Source organism: Microvirga sp. KLBC 81, from assembly GCF_003075415.1.
Classification (GTDB): domain Bacteria; phylum Pseudomonadota; class Alphaproteobacteria; order Rhizobiales; family Beijerinckiaceae; genus Microvirga.
Genome location: NZ_QDAH01000018.1, coordinates 59,420 through 81,803, shown reverse-complemented (window position 1 = coordinate 81,803; position 22,384 = coordinate 59,420). Strand labels below are relative to the sequence as shown.

The window sequence follows — 22,384 nt, the reverse complement described above, 5'->3', positions numbered from 1 at the left end:
GGCCAGCATCTGACCAGGGGCAAGGTGCGCTCAGATCGTCGGGACACCATCGATCCTTACCGCAACCTGACGGCCTGCGCCCTCAAACCCCGCTGCACGCCTGACAAGCACAAACGGGTGAAGCGCTGGCAGCACGAGGATGTGCTCGACCGGATGCAGGCTCGGCTGGAGCGCATGCCAGAGGCCATGACGATCCGGCGGCAGACGGTGGAGCATCCGTTTGGGACCATCAAGGCTTGGATGGGCAGTACTCACTTCCTCACGAAAGGGATGAAGACCCTGGAGAAGGTCAAAACCGAGATGAGCCTGCACGTGCTGGCCTACAACCTGAAGCGGATGATCAGCAATGATCAGCATCTTGGGTGTTGGGCCCCTGCTCAAGGCGCTGGCAGCCTGACCTCCCATGCCGGCCGGGGCTGCATACGCAAACAGCGGCCATCACGGACAGTCCGACATCGCGTTTTCACACGACCTCGGTCGAAAGGCGACTTACAGAGGGATCGAAGAAGATCCGCTGCAATGGCGCGAGGGACTGTTTCGGAGTGGTGAAGAATCTAGGCCGCGCCAGCAAGAATGTTCTTTTTTTAGAACACGTGCAATCAGAAAACAGTCCTCCGACAGAAACCAGAAAAAGAAAATTATTCTATCTTTGATGATCATTGGATCGCCTGGTGCATACAACCTGCCTTAAAGACCCAGGGGCCAATTTGCTCAACAAACCCCATCTACGGAGACCTCTATGCCGCCTTAGTCACGACATAGAAAACTCTCGTCGAGGCTTATCTGCGGCCCGCCTGATGGAAGGGGAGAAGACAGACCCTTGACTTGGTTCTTTATAAAGAACAATCTCCTCCTCGACGGGGCGATAGAGGACGCGCTCATGCAGCGTTCCGCCTCCAAGAGGAGATTTATGATGGCCCGCATGCAGCCGCGCGCAATTGAAGGGACAACGAACGATACCAAGGCCAATCCGGCTGGTAGCGCTTCTTTCAAGGGAAATTTCCTGAAGCGCCGTGCCTTTATCGCCTGCATGGGAATGGCCGCCATGGCATTGGCTGCTGCTCCCCAGGCTTCTGCGCAAAAGGCACCGGTGACAGCGCGTGTCGGCATCATTCCGATCATTGGAACAGCACCGCTGTTTGTGGCGCAGAATGAAGGCTGGCTAAAACAAGGAGGGCTTGATCTTACGGTCACGACATTCGAGTCTGGCCCCAACATGATCCAGGCTCTCGCCTCCGGTACGATCGACATTTATGTAGCAGGCGTCGCGCCGCTCGCTGTGGCACGGTCCAAGGGTGTCGATGTCAGAGTGGTTGCAGCGACGGCCACTGCCGAGAACGTATTCGTGGCCTCGCCGAAGCTCGCCAAGTACTTCACGGCAGGAACGTCGCATGCTGCGGCCTTCAAGAATTACCGCGCCGCTGAGGGCAAGCCCGCCCGTCTTGCGACACAACCGGCAGGATCGGTGCCGAACACGACTCTGCAATACTGGCTCTGGGAGCAGGTGAAGGCGGACAAGGCCGATGTCGAAATCGTCCCCATGGGCATCGATGCGACCCAGCAGGCCATTCTGGCCGGCGCTGTGGAAGGCGCCACAATCCGTGAGCCGGCTGTGACCATCGTGCAGGGACGCAACTCTGAGATCAAGCTCGTGGCTTTGGGCGACGAGATGTTCCCCGGTCAGCCCGGCACTGTCGCCGCCGTATCAGGAGCCTTCCTCGAAAAGAATCCCGATGCGGTTCAGTCATTGGTGAGCGGCCTCGTGAAGGCAGCGGATCTTCTCACAAAGGCACCCGACCGTGCTGTGGCACCTGTCGAGGCTGCCCTTGGCAAGGGAATTGTGGACAGCGCCACGATTCGTAAAGCCCTCTCCTCTCCGGCGACAAAGTTCCAGATCGATCCTCGCGCTATCATCGACTCATCGCGTCTCATGCAGGCCTATCAAGTCAAGCTGGGTTCACTCGACAAGGAGTTGCCGTTCGAGGGCTTGTTCGAGCCGCGTTTCTTCGAGCATGCAACCAAAGCAAACTGATCCGTCTTGATGCGCTTTCTTCTTCTTTCCTGCGCCGGCCTCCTCATCTTTCTCGGGTTGTGGGAGGCCATGCCGCGTCTGGGACTCGTCAACGCCGCGATGCTTCCAGGGCCTAGTGCAATTCCGGCAGCATTCCTCAAGGAATTGGCGAGTGGTTCATGGCTGACGGCAATTGCCAGCAGCCTCAGCCATTACCTCACCGGGCTGAGCGTCGGCGCTACGTGTGGCGTTGCTCTCGGCATTGTCACGGGCATGTATCGATCGGCAGAAGGATTCACGGCCTGGATCGTGCGCGTCCTTCGTCCGATCCCGGGTCTCGCGTGGGTTCCATTCGCCATCATCTGGTTCGGCGTGAGCACATCCGCGGCGGTGTTCATCATTGCTGTCGGCGTGTTCTGGATCGTGTACTTCGCGGCTCACGGAGCTGTCCGCACGGTCGATCGCGATCTGGTGGAGGTGGCGGATGCCTTCGGGTTTCATTCCGGTCTGCGGCGGCTTCAGAAAATCCTGCTCCCCGCAGCGGCTCCTGGCATCCTGGTGGGTCTGCGCACTGCCTTGGGACAGGCCTGGATGGCGGTGGTGGCAGCCGAAATCTTCGGCGTGAGCGGGTTGGGCCAGCGCATGATGCAGGCCTCCAGCCTGCTCGCGACAGACGTCGTCGTAGTCTACATGCTGACCATGGCGACTCTCTACGGTCTTTTCGATACGGCTTTCGTGGCTTTGCAAGGGTGGCTTTTGCGGTGGAAAGCGTGATCGAGATTCGTGATCTCTCGCTGACCTTCGAGAGAAATGGTCAGAAAACGGTCGTTCTGGATCGTCTGTCGCTGGATGTGCGCCGTGGCGAGTTTCTCGCCATTGTCGGCCCGTCAGGTGTCGGCAAATCCACATTGCTGCGCGTGCTGACTGGCTTGGCACGTCCGAGTGCGGGAACGGCTCGCGTCATAGCCAAGAATCCGGACCGCAGACCGGTGGCGTTCGTCTTTCAGGATTCTCGATTGCTGCCATGGCGCCGCGTGATCGCCAATGTCACCTTCGGTTTGGAGAACCGCCATATCCCACGCCGCGACCGCAAGGGAAAGGCACAGCGTGCACTGGATTTCGTCGGCTTGGGACATTTGGGCCAGCGCTGGCCGCACGAACTGTCAGGCGGTCAGCGGCAGCGCGTTGCATTGGCTCGCGCACTGGCGGTCGAACCGGAAGTTCTCCTGATGGATGAGCCGTTCTCAGCCCTTGACGCGATCACGCGTGAAGGACTTCAGGATGAGCTCATCCGCATCTGGCAGGCGACGGGCAAGACAATCCTGTTCGTCACGCACGATATCGATGAAGCCACGTATTTGGCCGATCGCGTCATTGTTCTTTCGGGATCACCTGGCCGGGTTGTGGCGGAGCATCGGATCGACAGCCCACGGCCGCACCGGAGACAAGACACGTCCCTCTCCCAGGTAGCCAAGGCCCTGCGCAACAGTCTGGCATCGGATATCGCCAGCGACGGCGGGATGATCTGAGCCGGATCCGGCCTCGGTGTCGACCCTCGACATCCAGTCAATCACACGGGGACAGGCCGCCATGTCCCGGCCTGCCCCTTGTTTTCAGCCTCGCTCATCGTAGAGTTCAATGGTCGGGGAACACGACCCCGTCCAGGATTTCCAAGCCAATTCGCTCCCCGGGCGGCAGACTAGCCTGGAGAGGGACTTCGACCTCCAATCTCGTCCCATCATCTCCCGAGACTTCGACCCTGCGTAGAGATCCAAGACGCCGAGCGCCGCCAACGACGCCCTGGAGATGCCCCTGCCCTGCATATGTCGGCGTCAGATGCCATGGACGGCAATAGAGGCTGGCCTTTCCTGTAACGAGGTCTCTCGCTTCGACACGCACTGCTCTTTCATTGACCAGTACCTTTCCATCGCGAATGTCTGCCGTAATGCGCGTTGCCTGACCGAGGAAAGTCATCACGAAGGGCGTTGCGGGCCGGTCCTGCACCTCGTCCGGAGTGCCGACCTGTTCAAGACGGCCCTGGTTGAGGACGGCAACCCGGTCAGCCAGTTCCAACGCTTCGTCCTGATCGTGAGTGACGAACACCGTCGTCTTGCCGGTACGTTCGTGAATGTCGCGCAGCCAGGCACGGAGATCCTTGCGCACCTTGGCGTCCAGCGCTCCAAAGGGTTCGTCCAACAACAGGACGCGCGGCTCGACGGCGAGCGCACGCGCCAGCGCCACCCTCTGGCGCTGCCCGCCGGAGAGCTGCGCCGGAAAGCGGTTCTCGTAGCCTGAGAGCTGGACCAGATCGAGCAATTCACTGGTGCGGCGCCGGATCTCGGCCTTCGATGGCCGCTTCGTCCGCTCCCGCACCTGCAAGCCATAAGCGACGTTATCGGCAACGCTCATATGTTTGAACAACGCATAATGCTGGAACACGAATCCGACCTGACGCTTCTGTACGGGAAGATGCGTGGCGTCCGAGCCCCCGAAGAACACTTGCCCCCGGTCAGCCTGCACCAATCCGGCAATAATTCGCAGCAATGTCGTTTTTCCGGAACCGGAAGGGCCGAGCAGCGCCAGGAGTTCACCAGGGCGAATGTCCAAATGAACATCGTGGAGAGCGGCCGAGGCCCCGAATTCCTTCGTCACGCCGGCGACACGGATGTCGACGGCCTGGTTCTTCTCAGCTGGATGCGCGACCGGCGAGATCTGCTCCGTGACGCCATTCGAGGAAAGACTTGAGCGCCAATGTGATGAGGGCGAGGCAAGCGAGGAGCGAGGCGACAGCGAAGGCCGCAACGAAGTTGTACTCATTGTAGAGAATCTCCACGTGAAGCGGGATTGTGTTGGTCAAACCGCGGATATGTCCTGAGACAACGGAGACCGCACCGAACTCACCCATGGCGCGTGCATTGCAAAGCAGGACCCCGTAAAGCAGACCCCATTTGATGTTGGGCAGCGTCACGGTGAAAAAGGTGCGCCATCCGCTCGCCCCAAGCGTCAGGGCCGCCTCCTCTTCCGTTGTGCCCTGCTCCTGCATGAGTGGGATGAGTTGGCGGGCGACAAAGGGAAAGGTCACGAAGATGGTCGCAAGAACGATACCCGGCAACGCAAAAGCGATCTGAATGCCTTGGGACATCAACCATTTCCCCCATAACCCCTGTGCGCCGAATAGAAGGAGGTAGATCAGGCCCGACACAACAGGCGATACTGAGAACGGCAGGTCGATGAGAGTGATCAAAAGGCTTTTGCCTTTGAACTCGAACTTGGCGATGACCCACGAAGCCATGAGACCAAACAGAAGATTTAACGGAACGGCGATGACAGCGACCGTCAGTGTCAACCCAATCGCCGAGAGCGCATCCTCTTCCTGAAAGGCAGCGAGATAGCCTGCCACTCCGCGCTTTAACGCTTCCACGAAGACAACGATGAGCGGAAGAAGGAGAAACAGAAGAAGAAAAGCAAGTGCGACCGTGATCGCCAGCCAGCGAACCGATCTCCGCTCGGTCACGACGATCAGCTGCGATGGAACCGGTCGAGGCAACGCGGCGCTGAGATCAGACATAACCAAATCTCCTACGGCTCCAGGCCTGGATCAGGTTGATCAGCAAAAGCGTCGAGAAGGAGATCGCCAGCATGATCGTCGCGATCACGGTCGCGCCAGTGTAATCATATTCCGAGAGCTTGATCACGATGAGCAACGGGGCGATTTCCGAGACATAAGGAAGGTTGCCAGCAATGAAGATGACGGAACCGTACTCACCGACAGATCGTGCGAAGGCGAGCGCAAACCCGGTGAGCACTCCAGGCAGCAGCGGTGGGAGCAGAACACTCCACACCGTACGCCATCGCGAGGCGCCCAAAGTTGCAGAGGCCTCCTCCAGCTCGCTCTCGATTTCCGCGATCAATGGCTGAACCGTGCGAACGGCAAAGGGAAGCCCGATGAAAACCAAGGCCACGAAAATGCCGAGCGGAGTGTAGGCGACCTTGATGCCGAGCGGCTCAAGAAACGAGCCAATCCATCCATTCGGCGCGTAGAGAGCGGCAAGCGCAATGCCTGCCACGGCCGTCGGCAAGGCAAACGGCAGGTCGACCATCGCATCAACGAGCTTCCGGCCCGGAAAGTCGTACCGCGTGAGCACCCAGGCGACGAGAAGCCCGAACAGGGACGCGACGCCGGCTGCAATCAGAGAGACGCCGAAGCTCGTCCACAATGCCGCCGAGACCCGAGGGTCAGTGGCGGCGGAGAGGATCCCGGTGAGGCCGATGCTCGAGGCCTTCGCCACGAGTGCGCCAAGGGGCAACAGCACGATCAACCCGAGATACAGCAGAGTGTATCCAAGCGCGATGCCGAAGCCCGGCAACACGCTCGACTGCTTGAAACGCCAGAAGGAAGCAGAGCTCATGACTTAACGCTTGCTGATCTGGTCGAAGAGTCCGCCCGAGTCGAAGTTGTTCTTCTGGATGTCGTCCCAATTGCCCTGCAGGGATTCGATCGTGAACAGCTTCAGATTCGCCAGTTCGGCGAGATGTTCCGGCTTGGCGGCCTCGGCCTTGATAGGCCTGTAATGATGCTTAGCGAAGATCGCCTGTGCCTTATCCGTATAGAGGAACTTGAGATACGCCTCGGCGACCTTGCGCGTGCCTTTGGCATCGACATTGCCGTCAACGAGGGCGACCGGCGGTTCGGCGAGGATCGACAGGGTCGGTACCACGATCTCGAACTTGTCACGGCCGAATTCATCGAGCACGAGGAAGGCTTCGTTTTCCCAAGCCGGCAGCACATCTCCCAGGCCACGCTGGGCAAAGGTGACGGTTGATCCGCGGGCGCCGGTATCGAGCACCGGAACGTTCTTGTAGAGCGCGGTCACGAACTCCTTCGCCTTCTCGGTATTCCTCTCCTTGGTATGGGAGTAGCCCCAGGCCGCCAGGAAATTCCAACGGCCACCTGCGGAAGTCTTCGGGTTGGGCGTGATTACCTGAATGCCGGGCTTCACAAGATCGTCCCAATCCTTGATCCCTTTTGGATTGCCCTTCCGGACCAGGAAGACAACGGTCGATGTATACGGCAGAGAGTTGTTCGGCAGCTTGCTGCGCCAGTCAGCCGGAATTTTCTTGGTTGCTTTTGCGATAGCGTCGATGTCGGACGGGATGCCAAGCGTCACGACATCGGCTTCGATGCCATCAATGACCGTGCGAGCCTGCGCACCTGAGCCACCATGGGATGCACGAACTGCGACGGTTTCGCCAGTGTTCGCCTTCCATTCATCCGCGAAGGCCTTGTTGATCTCACGGTAAAGCTCACGCGTTGGATCATACGACACGTTCAGCAGCTGCGTCTGAGCCGATGCTGCACCAGAAAGCGTCAGGAGGCCTACCCCGCTCATGATCATCAAGCCAATCGTCGGCCAGACAGAACCGGACCTGGAACGCGTCCTGGCTTCGGCAATATGTGAGAACTTGTTTGTCACTTCATCCTCCTGGATCCCACCTTGGGTCGGAGCAGCTCGTGAGCCGTGTGGACATCGCCATCAATGCAACGAGCAGCGAGAGAAATTATCCGTTAAAAAGAACGAGTGTCAAATCGACCGTGGTTCAATGGGCGCTTCATGCTGCCCATTTAGCCATCAAGATGACGTTGAAAGCGATCTGTCAGAGAATAATTTTCTTCCCACCAATCTCGTGCGGAAACAAATTAGCCATTAAACTTCTTATTTTCACATGGTAACGTCTTTTTGTGAAAATTTCGCACCGAGATACAGAGCGAATACATTTTCCATTGCAATATTGGCTCGATTTAGAAGAAAATTCCCTGCAACGCGCTTTTCTCAGCACGATTAACTAGTCGTTTTGGTTCTTTAAAAAGAACATTCTTGTTGACTCGAAGCCATGCTCGCTTGAAACTTTCGGCATGCCCAACGATGCATCCCGCCTCGTTCGGAACCAATCATGAGCGAGGCTCGACTTATGCGCGAGCTCACCTCGGATCAGGTTCGATCATGGCGTAGGCACATATGGAATGCATTCTTCGTGGCTGGGAACCGATGAAGCACACGCAAATCGCCTCACGAATTGCACGTTGCTTGGAGACTTAGAGATCAATATCTCGCCGCATAATAGAGAGAGGGTGCACGCCATGACGCTGCAAATTGGACAGGTTGCTCCAGATTTCGAGACGATTACCACGCATGGTCCTATTCGTTTTCATGAATGGATCGGCGATTCCTGGGCCGTACTGTTCTCACATCCGAAGAATTTCACGCCCGTGTGCACTACGGAGCTCGGACAGGTGGCGCGGCTCAAGTCCGAGTTTGATCGCCGTGGAGTCAAGGTGATCGGCTTCTCCGTCGATCCAGTCGAGAAGCACGAAGCTTGGGCGCGCGACATCGAGGAGACGCAAGGGGCTGCCGTCAATTATCCAATCATTGGTGATCCTGACCTCAAGATCTCCAAGCTCTATGGCATGCTCCCGGCTGAGGCCGGCGAAACGTCCGATGGACGCACGGCAGCCGACAACCAGACGGTTCGCAATGTCTTCATCATTGGCCCGGACAAGAAGATCAAGCTCGTTCTGGTCTATCCCATGACGACCGGCCGCAACTTCGATGAAGTGCTTCGGGTCATCGACTCCCTTCAGCTAACTGCTCAACATCGGGTTGCCACCCCTGCGGATTGGAAGCAGGGCGAGGATGTGATCATCGCGGGCTCGGTTTCGGACGAAGAGGCCCGGCGCCTTTACCCCGGCGGCTGGAAGGCGCCCAAGCCGTATCTGCGCATCGTGCCCCAGCCCGCGAAGGCCAGCTGATCCTCTCCGGCGCCTGACCGGATGAGTTGACACTTATTGCCGAGAACCGACGCCGCTGGCCTTGCTGCAAGCGGCGTTGATACTTATCAGCATGACATGCCGACTTGCTAGAGCATCGTGCGGAACCGAAGGGCCGCGTCAGCGACCCGAAGGGCCACGCCCGTGAAAAGTGGACCCAGTCTTCCGCGCAAAACGATGCTCTCATTCAAGGAGAAAGCATCGGATGGGTCCCAAAAGTGCAAGTCCACTTTTCACGTCCGATGCTTTAGACTGAGCGATATCGTGGCCAGGAGCAGGATTGATGACGAATATGAAAGCACGCGTATCCTGGGTCGATGGGATGATGTTCACGGCGGAATCAGGGAGCGGGCACGCCATCGTGCTCGACGGTGCACCTGAGAATGGTGGCCGCAACATCGGCATTCGGCCGATGGAGCTCATGCTGATGGGTCTTGCCGGCTGCACGGCCTTCGATGTGGTGCTCATCCTCAAGCGCGGCCGTGAGCCCGTCGCGGATTGCGTGGTCGAGGTGGAAGCCGAGCGAGCACCGACCGATCCGAAGGTGTTCACGTCAATTCATCTCAAGTATCATCTCTCGGGCCAGGGACTTTCACCTGAGAAGGTTGAACGTGCCATCCAGCTCTCCAAGGAAAAGTATTGCTCTGCATCCATCATGCTGGGTCAGGTTGCGGATATCACTCATTCCTGGACGGTTGACCCTCGCCACGCGGCTTGATTGCTTAGGTAAATGCTATGTCTATCTCACCGCTCGTCTCAACCGAATGGCTTGAAGCTCATCTCGCAGACCCCTCGCTCCTCGTTCTTGATATCCGCTCCGGGGAAAACGGCGGCCGGGCGGCCTTCGAATCTGGACATATCCCTCGCGCCGTTCACAGCGACTATGCCACTGACGGCTGGCGCATAGCGAAAGGGGGAGCAGGCGGACTCCTTCCGGAGGCCACGCAGGTATCAGCTCTGTTGGGCCGGATCGGAGTGAAGCCCGATCACCATGTCATCATCGTCTCGGCAGGAGAAGCTCCTTCCGATTTCAGCGCGTCCGCCCGCGTCTACTGGACTTTGAAAGTCGCAGGCCATGAGCAAGTATCCATTCTCGACGGTGGTTACAAGGCATGGCGCGATGCCGGAAAACCCGAGGAGGCAGGATCGCCTGCCCCGGCAGGAGGCGATCCTTACCCGGTGCGGCTGACGGGGAGCCTGCGTGCAGAGGCCGACGTGGTCGAAAGGGCGATTGCAAAGCTTGGTGCAACACTGCTCGACGGCCGGTCTCAAGCTCAATTCGAGGGGCGGGAGAAGAGCCCGCAGGTTGCCCGCGCCGGACACCTGCCCGGTGCCGTCCACCTGGATCATAGCAGGGCCTTTCAGCCCGGAACCGGACGTCTGCTCCCTCTCGCTGAGCTGGAGCAGCTCTTCGAGCGAATTCCCTCAGCACCGGTGATCAGCTATTGCAATACCGGTCACCTCGCCTCCACGAACTGGTTCGTTCTCTCGGAAGTGCTGAAGCGTCCAGACGTGAGGCTTTATGACGGGTCGATGTCGGAATGGACGCAGGAGCCCACCCGACCTGTTGCCACGGATCAGAGCTGAGGCGCGCGACCTCAAACCCGGTCGAGCGCCTGAACAAGATCGTCGATGAGATCGCTTGGGTGCTCAAGGCCGACCGAGAGCCTGACAAGTCCCTCCGAGACTCCCATCTCGGCACGCTGTTCCGGCGTGAACCGCTGGTGCGTCGTGGTCGCGGGATGGGTGATGAGGCTCTTGGCGTCACCGAGATTGTTGGAGATCCGCACAAGATCGAGCGCGTTAAGGAAGCGAAAGGCCCCCGCCTTTCCTCCCTCGATTTCGAGCGCAATCAGGGTCGACCCGCCCTTCATTTGTCTGGCAATAATGTCGGCCTGTGGATGATCCGCACGGCCGGGATAGATAAGACGCCTGATCCGGGGATGCTCAGCGAGAGCATCGGCGATTTCCGCCGCCGTTCGCGTCTGGCGCTCGACGCGCAAGGGGAGCGTCTCGAGGCTCTTCAGCAGCACCCATGCATTGAAGGGGGACAAGGATGGCCCGGTCTGCCGGAGGAGCGTATGAATATGGGTCTGGATGAACTCCTCGGACCCGAGAACGACGCCGCCGAGACAGCGCCCCTGCCCGTCGATGTGCTTGGTCGCCGAGTACACGACGCAATCGGCCCCAAGCTCAAATGGCTTCTGCCAGATCGGCGTCGAGAACACGTTGTCTACGACGAGCTTGGCTCCGGCTTCGCGCGCAATCTGCGCAACAGCCTGAATGTCGATCACTTCCAGCGTGGGATTGGCCGGACTTTCAAGGAAGAAGACCTTGGTCTCCGGTCGCACGGCTTCGCGCCAGGCGTCGAGATTCGTGCCATCGACAAGCGTCGATACAACGCCGAACCTTGGCAGGAGCTCCGCGACGACATAGCGGCAGGAGCCGAACAGTGCCCGGGCGGCGACAATGTGATCGCCGGCCCGCAACAGTCCCATGAGAGCGGCCGTCACAGCAGCCATTCCGGTTGCGGTTGCTCGAGCCGCCTCAGCTCCTTCGAATGAAGCGATCCGCTGCTCGAACATCGAGACCGTCGGATTGGAGAAGCGGGCATAGAGGAAGCCTGGGCTATCCCCCGTGAAGCGGGCCTCACATTCTTCCGCGCTGGCATAAACGTGGCCTTGCGTGAGGAAGAGCGCCTCGGACGTTTCACCGAACTCCGATCGCAGCGTTCCCTCGTGGACGAGGCGGGTGTCCGCATGCAACCGTCGGCCTTCGTATGAACGCTCACTCATGGTTGTTCCTTCAAATGACGCTAATTGCCCGGTGCCCGACGGGCGGTTATCCGAAGATAAGTGATCTTTTCTCGCCTCAGGCAGACTACAGCATCGGACCCAAAAGTGGATCTGCACTTTTGGGACCCATCCGATGCTTTCTCCTTGAATGAGAGCATCGTTGAGAGCGGAACCGGAGATCCGCACGATGCTCTAGTTGGCGCCCGAGCCCTGAGGATTCCTGCCGTGCTGCCCGGTTGCGATGGAGAGGCCGAACCTGATGCGCGCCCAAATACGCTCATGTCCGTAGTAGAGCGCGAGTTTGGTCACTATCTCGGTGGCCCCGATAGCTGCCGCAAGGCGAACATCCTGCGTCAGAGCAAAGGCGGCGCTTACGGTGGCGATGGATCCGATCACTCTCCATGACATGGCCTTGGCAACACTTCGCCACGGCTGCTCGTTGGTCGGCTTATGCCAAACCAAGCGAAGGTGGTTCCGACCGTCCGAGGACTTTTTCTGGCGATTGGACCCGTTGCTGTCCACGAGTCCGATCGCAACCGTATCGAAGCTCTCCCGATCGATGAGGACAAATCCTCCTGTCCGGCGGTTCTCGGAATAGGCATCGAAGGCGATAGGGTGATCGAGCGCAAGAAGCACGTCACCGACGTCGTTCGCTCCCAAGGACGTGACACTGACAGGCTCCAGCGATGCGAGATCGATCTTTTGGCGGACGCTGATCACCATCGCAGGCACTGTCGCGGCCCCAAGCTTCAGAAGAAACTGGTCGCCCTCTTTCAGGTGCTCCGCCGCCATCCAGAACAACCGGGCGCCAATCCTGTCAGAGACCTGAGGGAGTTGATCCAAGGACGTGATAACATCTCCGCGGGAGATGTCCACCTCGTCGGACAAAGTGAGAGTCACCGATTGCCCGGAAGCGGCCCCATCCAACTGCCGATCCATCGTCACGATCTGCGCAACGGACGTTTCCACGCCCGATGGGAGAACGCGAACACGATCTCCCGGCTTGATTGCTCCGCTCGTGACAAGCCCGGCGAAACCCCTGAAATCCGGATTTGGCCGGTTGACCCACTGGACCGGCATGCGGAAAGGCTCAGCTTCCGCCGCCTGCTCGACTTCAACGGTCTCAAGGTATGAGAGCAGTGTCGACCCTGAATGCCAAGACACCTGAGAGGAAGCCTCGACGACGTTGTCACCATGAAGTGCGGACAAAGGGATCGCGGTGATCTGCTCGAAGCCGAGATTGAGTGAGAAGGTCTTGAACTCAGATTCGATGCCCCTGAATCTTTCCTCGGACCAGCCCACGAGATCCATCTTGTTGATGGCAAGGGCGACATGCCGGATCCCGAGCATGGACACGAGAAGGGCATGCCGGCGGGTCTGACGGGTTATTCCTTTGCGGGCATCAATGAGAAGAATAGCGACATCTGCCGTCGACGCGCCTGTCGCCATGTTCCTCGTATATTGCTCATGGCCCGGCGTATCGGCGACGATGAAGGTCCGCCGATCCGTTGAAAAGAACCGGTAGGCGACGTCGATCGTAATTCCCTGCTCGCGTTCGCTGGCAAGCCCGTCGACCAGGAGCGAGAAGTCGATCTCTCCTCCTTGGGTTCCGTGCTTGCGGGAGTCACGTTCGAGAGCTGCGAGCTGATCGTCGAACAGGCGCTTGGATTCGTACAGCAAGCGGCCGATCAGCGTGGATTTGCCATCGTCGACAGAGCCGCAGGTGATAAATCGCAGCAAGCTCTTGCGTTCATGGGCCGAGAGATAGTCCTCCAGCATGAAACTCTCAGGTGCGGGATGAACTGTCATCAGAAGTAGCCCTCTTGCTTCTTGCGTTCCATGGATGCCGCCGTGTCCTTGTCGATGGCGCGTCCATGTCGCTCGGATGTACGCGCCTCGAGCGTTTCGCGAATAATGTCCGGAAGCGTGGAGGCCGTGCTTTCGACAGCACCGGTCAAGGGATAGCAGCCGAGTGTTCGGAACCGGACAGAACGCAGCTGCGGCTGCTCACCGGGATGAAGCGGCAATCGCTCATCATCAACGAGGATCAGCATTCCATCCCGTTCCACAACGGGCCGCCCCGCCGCGAAATAGAGCGGAACGATCGGGATGTTCTCTCGGTGGATGTAGAGCCAGATGTCGAGTTCGGTCCAATTGGAGAGAGGGAAGATGCGCAGGCTCTCCCCCTTGCGCTTGCGTCCGTTGTAGAGCTGCCAAGGCTCCGGGCGCTGGCGCTTAGGGTCCCATCGATGATGAGCATTACGCAAGGAAAAGACGCGCTCCTTCGCACGCGACTTCTCCTCATCGCGGCGAGCGCCACCGAAGGCCGCGTCGAACCCGTAACGCTCGAGCGCCTGCTTGAGCGCCTGTGTCTTCATCACATCCGTATGGAGTTCCGAACCATGACTGATCGGTCCGATGTTGCGAGCCAAACCATCCGGGTTGGTGTGCACCAGCAGCTCAAGCCCAAGCTCCCGGGCTCGTTGGTCCCGGAACGCAATCATCTCGCGAAACTTCCAGGTCGTATCCACATGCAGTAGAGGAAACGGCGGCTTGGCCGGATAGAAGGCCTTGAGTGCGAGGTGCAGCAGGACCGATGAGTCCTTACCAATCGAATAGAGCATCACCGGATTATCGCATTCAGCGACTGCCTCGCGCATGATGTAGATGCTCTCGGCCTCAAGGCGATCGAGATGCGTCAAACCGGGCCGGAGGAGCTTGGCCCCCGGCGCACCAACTTGAGGGTCAAGTTGCTTCGCGTGGTGCCCACCCCATGCTTCACGCCAACTGATCATTGGAATGCTCCTGATTTTTATGTGTTGGCACGAGGTGCAGTCCGCATTCTTTTTTGGCCTCCTGCTCCCACCACCAGCGGCCCGCACGCTCGGGCTCTCCCAGGCGGACCGCGCGTGTGCACGGCGCGCAGCCGATGGACGGGTAGCCCCGATCGTGCAGCGGGTTATAGGGAATGGCGTTGTCGGTGACATACCGGGCGAGGTCCTGCCGGCTCCAGTCCGCCAGAGGGTTGATCTTGATCAGCCTATAGCCTTCATCATGAACGGCGAGCGGCACAGCCGCGCGAAAAGCCGATTGCTCGGCTCGCAGACCCGTGATCCAACCTGCCGCTCCCGCGAGAGCCCGCCCGAGCGGCTCTACTTTCCGAATATCGCAACAAGCCTTCCGCGCTTCGATGGAGTGCCGGAAGCCGTTGATGCCTTGGCGGCTCACCAGAGCCTCCAATGCACTGCGATCGGGACTGACGGCGTTGATCCGGCGCTGATAACGCTCCTCCGTTTGCTCCCACAAATCATAGGTCTCGGGAAAGAGCCTGCCGGTATCGAGGGTGACGAGCTCGATATGAACATCGAGGCCCGCGCTGAAGATCGCATGGGTAATCGCCTGGTCTTCAAGACCAAAGCTCGTTGTGAATACCAGCCGACCGGAAATTGATCGTGAGGCAAGAGTCAGCCTTTCGGGAAGGCCGACATTGCTCAGGGCACGGGCCAAAGCCTCCCCACCCCAGCTGCTCGAACCCAGGTCCATGGCAAAAATCTCCAAAGCACAAGATCGAACTTGTTCTTAATAACGAACGGTGTCAAGGTCATGATGTTCTGAAGCCGAAGCGCGGCTTTCTGGCCGAATGGCCAAGACGTGCCAAGAAGAGAACTTTCTTTCTCGAAAGGCCAGAGCGGTGGAAGCAATGTTCGGCAAATAGCGAGTTGCAGAGATGGACCGTATCGACCGAAAAATTTTGGATCTCCTCCAGCAGGATGGCACTTTATCTGTCGCGGACATCGGCCAAAGAGTTGGGTTGTCTCAAACTCCGTGCTGGAAGCGTATCCAGCGCCTTGAAGCCCAAGGGGTGATTCAGCGGCGCGTCGCTCTGTTAGATGCCGAGAAGTTGGGATTGGGCCTCACGGTCTTCGTGTGCATCGAGGCTGGGGACCATACTCAAGAATCCATCGAGCGGTTCGTGAATGCGATCTCGACTATGAGTGAAGTCGTCGAGTTCCATCGCATGGCCGGAGATGTGGACTATCTGCTCCAGGTGGTCGTGCCCGATGTCAAGGCATATGACTTGTTTTACAAACGCTTGATCGGGATCGTACCTCTGAAGAATGTCAGTTCGCGCTTCAGTGTCGAGCGGGTCAAATCCACGACAGCCCTGCCCATTGAGATGATCGCCCAGGGCTGAAGGCAGAGGAGCCAAATTTCAGGTTTCTTGGCCTATCTTCCTATGTCTGTGCCTAGCAGAATTTCTATTCTCCGCCGCAGCCATCATAGAGAAGAATTCTTCCATCAGTATTAGTTCTTTAAAACGAACGTTTCATTGACTTATCCCACGGGCCCACGCCAGACTGAAGCCATGACAGCATTTGCCCTTCTGCCCCAAACAGCGCCCTTCAAGGACGACGACCGGCTCAGCCTCGATCGCGTCTTGGGCGCCGCCTCGCCAATCCAGCGTGCATGGCTCGCTGGATTTCTCGCCGGGATCGATGTGGGTCAGGCACCCCTTCCCCGCATCGATGCGCCCGCACGCGCCGCCGCCCCCCTCACGATCCTGTTCGCAAGCGAATCCGGCAACGCGGAGAGGCTCGCTCAGGATGTCGCGAAACTGGCCCGAAAAAGCGGTTTCAAGCCTAAGATCATTGACTTTGCCGACCTCGATGTCTCGGACCTGCCGAAGGGAAGTCGCGTGGTGGTGATTGCCGCCACATGGGGGGAAGGCGAACCACCCTCCCGAGCTACCCGAGCCTATGCGGATCTGATGGGGGCATCGGCGCCACGCCTCGAGGGGCTGACTTTTGCCGTCCTGGCCTTGGGCGACACCGCTTATGCGGAATTCTGCGCAGTAGGAAAGGCCATAGATGCGCGCCTTGCCGAACTTGGAGCCACGCGGGCCATCGACCGCGTTGATTGTGACCTCGACTTCGAGGCTCCTGCGGCATCCTGGATCAAGAGCACCCTGGAAGCGTTTGCACCCGACCAGGATGCGGCAGACAATGTGGTCGCCGTCGACTTCAGCAACCGTGCGAGCGCTGAGATCAGCCGCGAGCCTGTCACCGCCGAGGTGACTGAGCACGTCAACCTGAACTCCTCCCGCTCGGACAAGGAGACCATCCATCTGGCGCTCGGCTTCGATGGTGCGGCACCAGCTTACGAGCCTGGCGACTCGCTCGAACTCTTCCCGGAGAACAATCCGGTTGTCGTCGATGCCATTCTCGCGGCAACGGGTCTCAGTAGCGACGAGAGCTTGCGCTCCGCATTGCTGGCTGAGCGCGACGTCACGACTCTTTCCGTCAAAACCCTCGAAACGTTCGCCGCAGAGACGGAGCATCGGGATGTGCGCAAGCTCCTAGACGATGGGCAGGCCCGCACCTGGCTTGAGGGGCGCCAGCTGATCGACTTGGTTGAAGCCTTCCCCGCGGCACTGACCGTCGAGCAGCTCACGGCTCTCACGCGACCATTACCACCCCGCGCTTATTCCATTGCCTCCTCCCGCAAGGAAGTCGGCGATGAAGCACACCTGCTGATTGCAGCCGTTCGTTATGAAACGCACGGACGCAAGCGCGGCGGCGTTGCTTCGACCTTCGTCGCCGACCGCCTCAAGTCCAGCGCCACAACCCGCGTTCGGCTGAAGCCCAACAAGCACTTCCGGCTGCCGGAGCCATCGACCGATATCATCATGATCGGCCCAGGAACCGGCGTTGCACCCTTCCGCGCCTTCGTGCAGGAGCGGCGAGCTATCGGAGCTGCCGGCAAATCCTGGCTGTTCTTCGGCGACCGGCGTTACACCCACGACTTCCTGTACCAGCTTGAATGGCAGGATGCCCTGAAGGATGGGTCGCTGACGCGGATCGACCTCGCCTTCTCCCGCGATATGCCGAACAAGGTCTATGTCCAGCACCGCCTATGGGAACAGCGCCGCGAACTCGTCGAATGGCTGGAGAATGGCGCGCAGCTCTATATCTGCGGCGATGCCAAAGCCATGGCGAAGGATGTTCGTGCCGCGATCGTCGCAGCCTACGCGGACGTGAAGGCGCTCTCTCCAGAAACTGCAGAACTCGCCGTGGCAGAGCTTGAGCGTGGCCGCCGCTATCACCAAGACGTTTATTGAGAAACAGAACATGTCGAAAGAGCTTTCGCGCAATGAGCGCATCAAAGAGGCGAGCGGCTATCTGCGTGGAACGCTTGCGGAAGGTCTGACCGACGTCGTGACCGGCGCCATCAGCGAGGACGACCAGCAGCTCGTAAAGTTCCATGGCATGTATCTGCAGGACGACCGGGACCTGCGGGCGGAGCGCACGAAGAAAAAGCTTGAGAAGGCTTATTCATTCATGATCCGCCTGCGCATTCCCGGCGGTGTCTGCACGCCCTCCCAATGGCTTCAGATCGACCGGATCGCTCAGGATTACGCCAATGGCACACTCCGTTTGACGACGCGGCAGACATTCCAGTTTCACGGCGTCATCAAGTCGAACCTGAAAGCGACAATGAAGGCCATCGATACGGCGCTTCTGGACACCCTTGCTGCGTGCGGTGATGTCAATCGCAACGTTTTGGCCTCCACCAACCCGGACCAGTCAAGAGCGCACCGGACAGCCTATGAGCTGGCCAAGTCGATCTCGGACCACCTCCTGCCGCAGACCCCTGCCTATCGGGAGATCTGGCTCGACGGCGAAAAGATCGCCGGTGGCGAGGAAGACGTGACTGAGCCTGTCTATGGCCGTACCTATTTGCCGCGCAAGTTCAAGACAGTCGTGACGGTTCCGCCGTCGAACGAGGTCGACATCTTCGCTCAAGACCTCGGGTTCATCGCGATCCTCGACAAGAACGGCGAGGTCGAAGGCTGGAACGTGACGGTCGGCGGCGGCATGGGCATGACCCATGGCGAAGAGGATACCTATCCGCGCACCGCCGATGTGATGGGTTTCTGTCAACCAGAGGACGCACTTGCCGTCGCCGAGGCGGTGGTCACCGTCCAGCGCGATTGGGGCGACCGCACGAGCCGCAAGCATGCCCGCCTTAAATACACCATCGAGGATCGCGGCCTCGCCGCCTTTCGCGCGGAAGTCGAGCGGCGCATCGGCAAGCCGTTGGGCGATCCGCGTCCTTTCAGTTTCGATTCGAATGGTGACCGATACGGCTGGGTCGAAGGTGAGGATGGACGTTATCACCTGACCCTGTTCATTGAGAATGGCCGTGTGCGCGACATTCCGGACGGCCCTGCTCTCATGACGGGACTTCGCCGTATTGCAGAAGTGCATGACGGGGAGTTCCGTCTGACGGCAAATCAGAACGTCATCATCGCCAATGTCAGACCGGAGAACCGTGCCGCCGTCGACGCGCTGGTTGCGGAGCACGGCCTGACGAGCCATGCCACGGCCCTGCGTCGCAATGCGATGGCGTGCGTTGCTCTGCCGACCTGCGGCCTGGCGCTCGCCGAAAGCGAGCGCTACCTGCCCTCTCTCGTGACAGCGCTCGAAGAGCGTCTCAACCTCCGCGGTCTGGAGGATGACGAGATCACGATCCGCATGACCGGGTGCCCGAATGGCTGCGCGCGTCCTTACATTGCCGAGATTGGCCTCGTCGGCAAAGGTCCCGGTCGTTACAACCTCTATCTCGGCGGCGCCTTTGACGGCTCGCGCCTGTCGAAACTCTATGCTGCCGACCTGCAGCATGATGAGATCGTTGCTGCATTGGATCCGTTGTTTGCCGCCTACGCCCATCAGCGTGAGCCGAGCGAGCGATTCAGCGATTTTCTCATCCGCTCAGGCATTGTCGCGGCAACGACAAACGGGCGCGATTTCCACGCGAATACCGGACCGATCGCAAGGGCGGCGGAATGAATACGCAAGTCCACCCAAACATCTCTCGTCCCGCTCGGCTCAATCCTTTGCCGAAGTTGCCGATCTTCTACGATCTCACGGGAAAGCGCATTCTCGTGATTGGGAGAAGCGAGGGGGTTTCCTGGAAAGCGGAACTCCTGGCCGCGTCAGGGGGCATCGTTCGCATCGTCGCAGAGGATCCATCGTTGGAACTGAGCGCCCTGATTGCCAGCGCGCCCGATCAGTTCGACCTTGTTCAGCGACATTGGCAGCCTGACGATCTTGATGGCGTCTCAGTTGCAGTGGCCGATATCGAGGACAGCGATGAGGCCAAACGATTTGTGGAGACAGCGCGCAGTCGCGGCGTGCTCGTCAATGTCATCGACCAGCCCGCCTTCTGTGATTTTCAGTTCGGATCCATCGTCAACAGATCGCCCGTTACGGTGGCCATCTCGACAGATGGAGCCGCGCCCATTCTCGCCCAGGCCATCCGACGTCGGATCGAGGCCGCATTGCCACTCTTTCTGGGAGCTTGGGCGCAAACGGCCAAAGACTTCCGCGAGAGCTTGAAAGCGATCGCGCCAACCAAGGCAGGCAGGCGGCGTTTTTGGGAGAAGTTCGTCGACACTGCCTTCACGGCCGGGGGCAATGAAGAGCAACGTTCTTCCAGCCTTGAGCGTCTGGCTCTCGAAGCGCGTGACGAGCAGACTGCAAGATCAAAGATTGGCGAGGTGGTGATCGTTGGCGCCGGCCCTGGCGACCCCGAACTGATGACGTTGAAAGCGATGCGTGAGCTTCAGGCTGCCGACATCATCGTCTATGACCGTCTTGTAACACCCGGGGTTCTGGAATTGGCCCGCCGTGAAGCGCGCCGGATTCACGTCGGCAAGGAGGGCCACGGCGCGTCCTGCCGTCAGGACGACATCAATGCGCTCATCGTGGATTTAGCCCTCGCCGGACAGCGCGTCGTGCGCCTGAAAGGCGGCGACCCATCCATCTTTGCCCGCACGGGTGAAGAGGTCGAAGCCTGTCAGAATGCTGGTGTCCCGGTCCGCATCGTTCCTGGCGTGACAACGGCCAGCGCAGCTGCGGCCTCGCTCGGCGGGTCACTGACTCACCGCGATCATGCGCAGCGCGTCCAGTTCGTCACGGCCCATGATCGCCACGGGCGCCTCCCTGAGGAATTGAACGTCAGCGCTCTCTCGGATCCGCGGGCAACGACAGTCGTCTATATGGGCCGACGCACTGCTCCCAAATTGGCAGCTCGCCTGATCGAGAACGGTTTGCTCCCCGGTACCCCGGTCGTCGCTATAAGCGATGTATCCAGGCCAACCCAGGAGCATTTAGAGACCACGATCTTCGACATTGCTCATGGCGTCACTTTGCCAGGAAACGGTCCGCTGATTATCCTCATAGGGGCGGCCATCAAACCGGCCCGCGAGACAACGCCCAACCTCCATCAGAGGCCTTATCGCACCACGGGTGCGAGGCAGCCCGTAAACGGTCTGGGTGAAAGATTGCCGGCGCTCTTTTCGAGCTGATCACTGCTTTCAGTGCGATCACAAGGGCTTTGATGCTGCCTGCGCCGAAATCTGGTCGAAATACGCGATTCTGCACACGACAGCGCCACCAACAATCATCCAGAAGAGCGTGATCTTCAGAAGCAACTTGCGAGAGGGGCGTGATCGTTTCTTCATGGCCTGAGAGAAGAAAAGGAGCGATTTCTCAAGCAATATACGCAAGACATACAGATCAGAAAGCACCGAACGACCAGTTTCTGAATTTAAGAAGAAGATGCCATCTTTCGCTGATAATGGAGATCAAGAATTCTGTGTTTGCGAGAGAAGATAGTTCGATTTTCTACCTCCCCATCTTCTCTTTCTGGCGCTTGTTATCATGCCAGCTCGGATACACGATTTTGAAGCAGGGAACGGTTCATGCCTGATCATTTGACGAGACCCTTTGAGGCTGGAAGAGCGTCCCTTCGAGCCCCAATCTTCCTGCCTGAGCCCCTGCCTGCCAATGGAGCTAGGGGCTTTCAGATTCTTTCACATTGAAGTGGCAGTCACTGTCCGACCGCCTTATTGGAAGCGAATCGTCTCACGCAGCAGAGCGGGTCTCAGTCTCAACCTCGTCGTTGGCATCCGCTTCCGTGGCGCGCTCCAGCTGAACGGCATAGGCTGCCTCGAGACCGCGGAAGCGACGCGCATCGTCAGGCTCCGACAAGCCGGCAATCACCGGCACACGCTCGGAGAAGCGTGTCAGAGCCGTGCGTAGGCAACGGACGTTTCTGGGAACGGGATGCACGCCCATTGCGGCATCCCTCACGATGGCTTTTGCAGCCGCATAAAGATCATCGACAGCGGCTTCCACACCGGGATCACGCATCAAGAGGCTCATGATGTTGATGAGCAGAACGCGCAGATCATGCAGATCGGTATCCCTGCCCTGCCCCGCGATCAAATCCGCCACCAGATCAACCGCCGCGATCCTCTCGCGGATCGTCTCTTCGAAGGTCTTATCGGTCATCAGCGCTTCCCCCGTGAGTCGCCTGGAATCTTCCATCGGCCTGCGGGAAAAGGATGCGCGCACATGGTTAACGAATGCTTACGGGGCACCTGAAAGCCTTTTCCTCCTTAGCTTTCCGAGCCATCGGATTTTTGCATGGCAGCCCCTTCGTTGCGGGAATCGGAGGAGTTCACATCTCGTAGCAACCTGTACTTCAGGAAATTTCACAGCGCCAAACGAGGTTTATATGAGCGCCGATCCGAATGCATTATTCCAGCCTTATCAGCTCGGCGGCCTGACCCTGCCGAACCGGCTGGCGATGGCTCCCCTCACCCGAAACCGCGCTCAGGAGGGCGACGTGGCGGGCGACATCACCGCCACCTATTACGCCCAGCGCGCCAGCGCCGGCCTGCTC

19 protein-coding genes and 2 pseudogenes are annotated in these 22,384 nt (G+C 59.1%); 12 read left to right on the top strand and 9 right to left on the bottom strand.

The annotated features are described in order from the left end of the window. The 4 genes and pseudogenes from DC522_RS14010 to DC522_RS13995 all read left to right on the top strand — a co-directional run. Positions 1-397: pseudogene (locus tag DC522_RS14010) on the top strand (transposase); the annotation flags it as partial. A gap of 633 nt (positions 398-1,030) precedes the next feature. After that, on the top strand, positions 1,031-2,032 hold the full coding sequence (locus DC522_RS14005; RefSeq protein WP_116529302.1) for an ABC transporter substrate-binding protein: 1,002 nt from the start codon (positions 1,031-1,033) through the stop codon (positions 2,030-2,032). A 9-nt stretch (positions 2,033-2,041) separates the two neighbouring features. After that, positions 2,042-2,785, top strand: a complete 744-nt coding sequence (locus DC522_RS14000) for an ABC transporter permease (RefSeq protein WP_116529291.1) — start codon at positions 2,042-2,044, stop codon at positions 2,783-2,785. After that, positions 2,773-3,540 carry an ABC transporter ATP-binding protein gene (locus DC522_RS13995; RefSeq protein ID WP_205769634.1) on the top strand — a complete coding sequence of 256 codons (768 nt, stop codon included), beginning with the start codon at positions 2,773-2,775 and terminating at the stop codon, positions 3,538-3,540. The genes DC522_RS14000 and DC522_RS13995 overlap by 13 nt, the downstream gene beginning before the upstream one ends. A gap of 106 nt (positions 3,541-3,646) precedes the next feature. Here DC522_RS13995 and DC522_RS13990 read toward each other — a convergent pair whose 3' ends face one another. Genes DC522_RS13990 through DC522_RS13975 form a run of 4 tightly spaced genes read right to left on the bottom strand, consistent with a single transcriptional unit; the run spans position 3,647 to position 7,407 of the window. Then, a complete protein-coding gene (locus DC522_RS13990) occupies positions 3,647-4,813 on the bottom strand; it encodes a sulfate/molybdate ABC transporter ATP-binding protein (RefSeq protein WP_256369857.1) in 1,167 nt (388 codons plus the stop codon). Then, positions 4,698-5,579: a sulfate ABC transporter permease subunit CysW gene (gene cysW / locus DC522_RS13985; protein ID WP_116529289.1), complete on the bottom strand. Its 882-nt coding sequence runs from the start codon at positions 5,577-5,579 to the stop codon at positions 4,698-4,700. The genes DC522_RS13990 and cysW overlap by 116 nt, the downstream gene beginning before the upstream one ends. Beyond that, positions 5,572-6,420, bottom strand: a complete 849-nt coding sequence (gene cysT, locus DC522_RS13980) for a sulfate ABC transporter permease subunit CysT (protein ID WP_116529288.1) — start codon at positions 6,418-6,420, stop codon at positions 5,572-5,574. Before cysT ends, cysW begins: the two co-directional genes overlap by 8 nt. A gap of 3 nt (positions 6,421-6,423) precedes the next feature. Further along, entirely contained in the window at positions 6,424-7,407 is a 984-nt protein-coding gene (locus tag DC522_RS13975) for a sulfate ABC transporter substrate-binding protein (RefSeq protein ID WP_116529300.1), read from the bottom strand. A 743-nt stretch (positions 7,408-8,150) separates the two neighbouring features. Here DC522_RS13975 and DC522_RS13970 point away from each other — a divergent pair. The 3 genes from DC522_RS13970 to DC522_RS13960 all read left to right on the top strand — a co-directional run bounded on the left by DC522_RS13970 (position 8,151) and on the right by DC522_RS13960 (position 10,424). Continuing rightward, on the top strand, positions 8,151-8,819 hold the full coding sequence (locus tag DC522_RS13970; RefSeq protein WP_116529287.1) for a peroxiredoxin: 669 nt from the start codon (positions 8,151-8,153) through the stop codon (positions 8,817-8,819). Positions 8,820-9,129: 310 nt separating this feature from the next. Beyond that, a complete protein-coding gene (locus DC522_RS13965; protein ID WP_116529299.1) occupies positions 9,130-9,555 on the top strand; it encodes an OsmC family protein in 426 nt (141 codons plus the stop codon). 17 nt (positions 9,556-9,572) lie between these two features. Further along, positions 9,573-10,424: a sulfurtransferase gene (locus DC522_RS13960; RefSeq protein ID WP_116529286.1), complete on the top strand. Its 852-nt coding sequence runs from the start codon at positions 9,573-9,575 to the stop codon at positions 10,422-10,424. A gap of 11 nt (positions 10,425-10,435) precedes the next feature. Here DC522_RS13960 and DC522_RS13955 read toward each other — a convergent pair whose 3' ends face one another. The 4 genes from DC522_RS13955 to DC522_RS13940 form a co-directional block, all read right to left on the bottom strand. After that, entirely contained in the window at positions 10,436-11,632 is a 1,197-nt protein-coding gene (locus DC522_RS13955; RefSeq protein WP_116529285.1) for an O-succinylhomoserine sulfhydrylase, read from the bottom strand. Between the two features lie 192 nt (positions 11,633-11,824). Then, on the bottom strand, positions 11,825-13,441 hold the full coding sequence (gene cysN / locus DC522_RS13950) for a sulfate adenylyltransferase subunit CysN (protein ID WP_116529284.1): 1,617 nt from the start codon (positions 13,439-13,441) through the stop codon (positions 11,825-11,827). Then, complete coding sequence (cysD, locus tag DC522_RS13945) at positions 13,441-14,427, bottom strand: sulfate adenylyltransferase subunit CysD (protein ID WP_256369856.1); 987 nt, start codon at positions 14,425-14,427, stop codon at positions 13,441-13,443. The genes cysN and cysD overlap by 1 nt, the downstream gene beginning before the upstream one ends. Continuing rightward, a complete protein-coding gene (locus DC522_RS13940; protein WP_116529283.1) occupies positions 14,411-15,175 on the bottom strand; it encodes a phosphoadenylyl-sulfate reductase in 765 nt (254 codons plus the stop codon). Before DC522_RS13940 ends, cysD begins: the two co-directional genes overlap by 17 nt. A 184-nt stretch (positions 15,176-15,359) precedes the next feature. On the opposite strand from DC522_RS13940, the gene DC522_RS13935 reads away from it, so the two are divergent. The 4 genes from DC522_RS13935 (at position 15,360) to cysG (ending at position 21,002) form a co-directional block, all read left to right on the top strand. Further along, the gene (locus DC522_RS13935; protein ID WP_116529282.1) at positions 15,360-15,827 is read left to right on the top strand and encodes an Lrp/AsnC family transcriptional regulator; all 468 of its coding nucleotides are present in this window, start codon (positions 15,360-15,362) and stop codon (positions 15,825-15,827) included. Between the two features lie 171 nt (positions 15,828-15,998). After that, positions 15,999-17,750: a sulfite reductase flavoprotein subunit alpha gene (locus DC522_RS13930; RefSeq protein ID WP_116529281.1), complete on the top strand. Its 1,752-nt coding sequence runs from the start codon at positions 15,999-16,001 to the stop codon at positions 17,748-17,750. 10 nt (positions 17,751-17,760) lie between these two features. Continuing rightward, entirely contained in the window at positions 17,761-19,482 is a 1,722-nt protein-coding gene (locus DC522_RS13925; protein ID WP_116529280.1) for an NADPH-dependent assimilatory sulfite reductase hemoprotein subunit, read from the top strand. Continuing rightward, positions 19,479-21,002, top strand: coding sequence for a siroheme synthase CysG (gene cysG, locus DC522_RS13920; RefSeq protein WP_116529279.1), 1,524 nt, complete (start codon positions 19,479-19,481; stop codon positions 21,000-21,002). The genes DC522_RS13925 and cysG overlap by 4 nt, the downstream gene beginning before the upstream one ends. A 559-nt stretch (positions 21,003-21,561) precedes the next feature. Here the strand turns inward: cysG and DC522_RS13915 are convergent. Then, positions 21,562-21,990, bottom strand: a complete 429-nt coding sequence (locus DC522_RS13915; protein ID WP_116529278.1) for a hypothetical protein — start codon at positions 21,988-21,990, stop codon at positions 21,562-21,564. 226 nt (positions 21,991-22,216) lie between these two features. Here DC522_RS13915 and DC522_RS37255 point away from each other — a divergent pair. Continuing rightward, positions 22,217-22,360, top strand: a pseudogene (locus DC522_RS37255) (alkene reductase); the annotation flags it as partial. Positions 22,361-22,384: the final 24 nt, after the last annotated feature.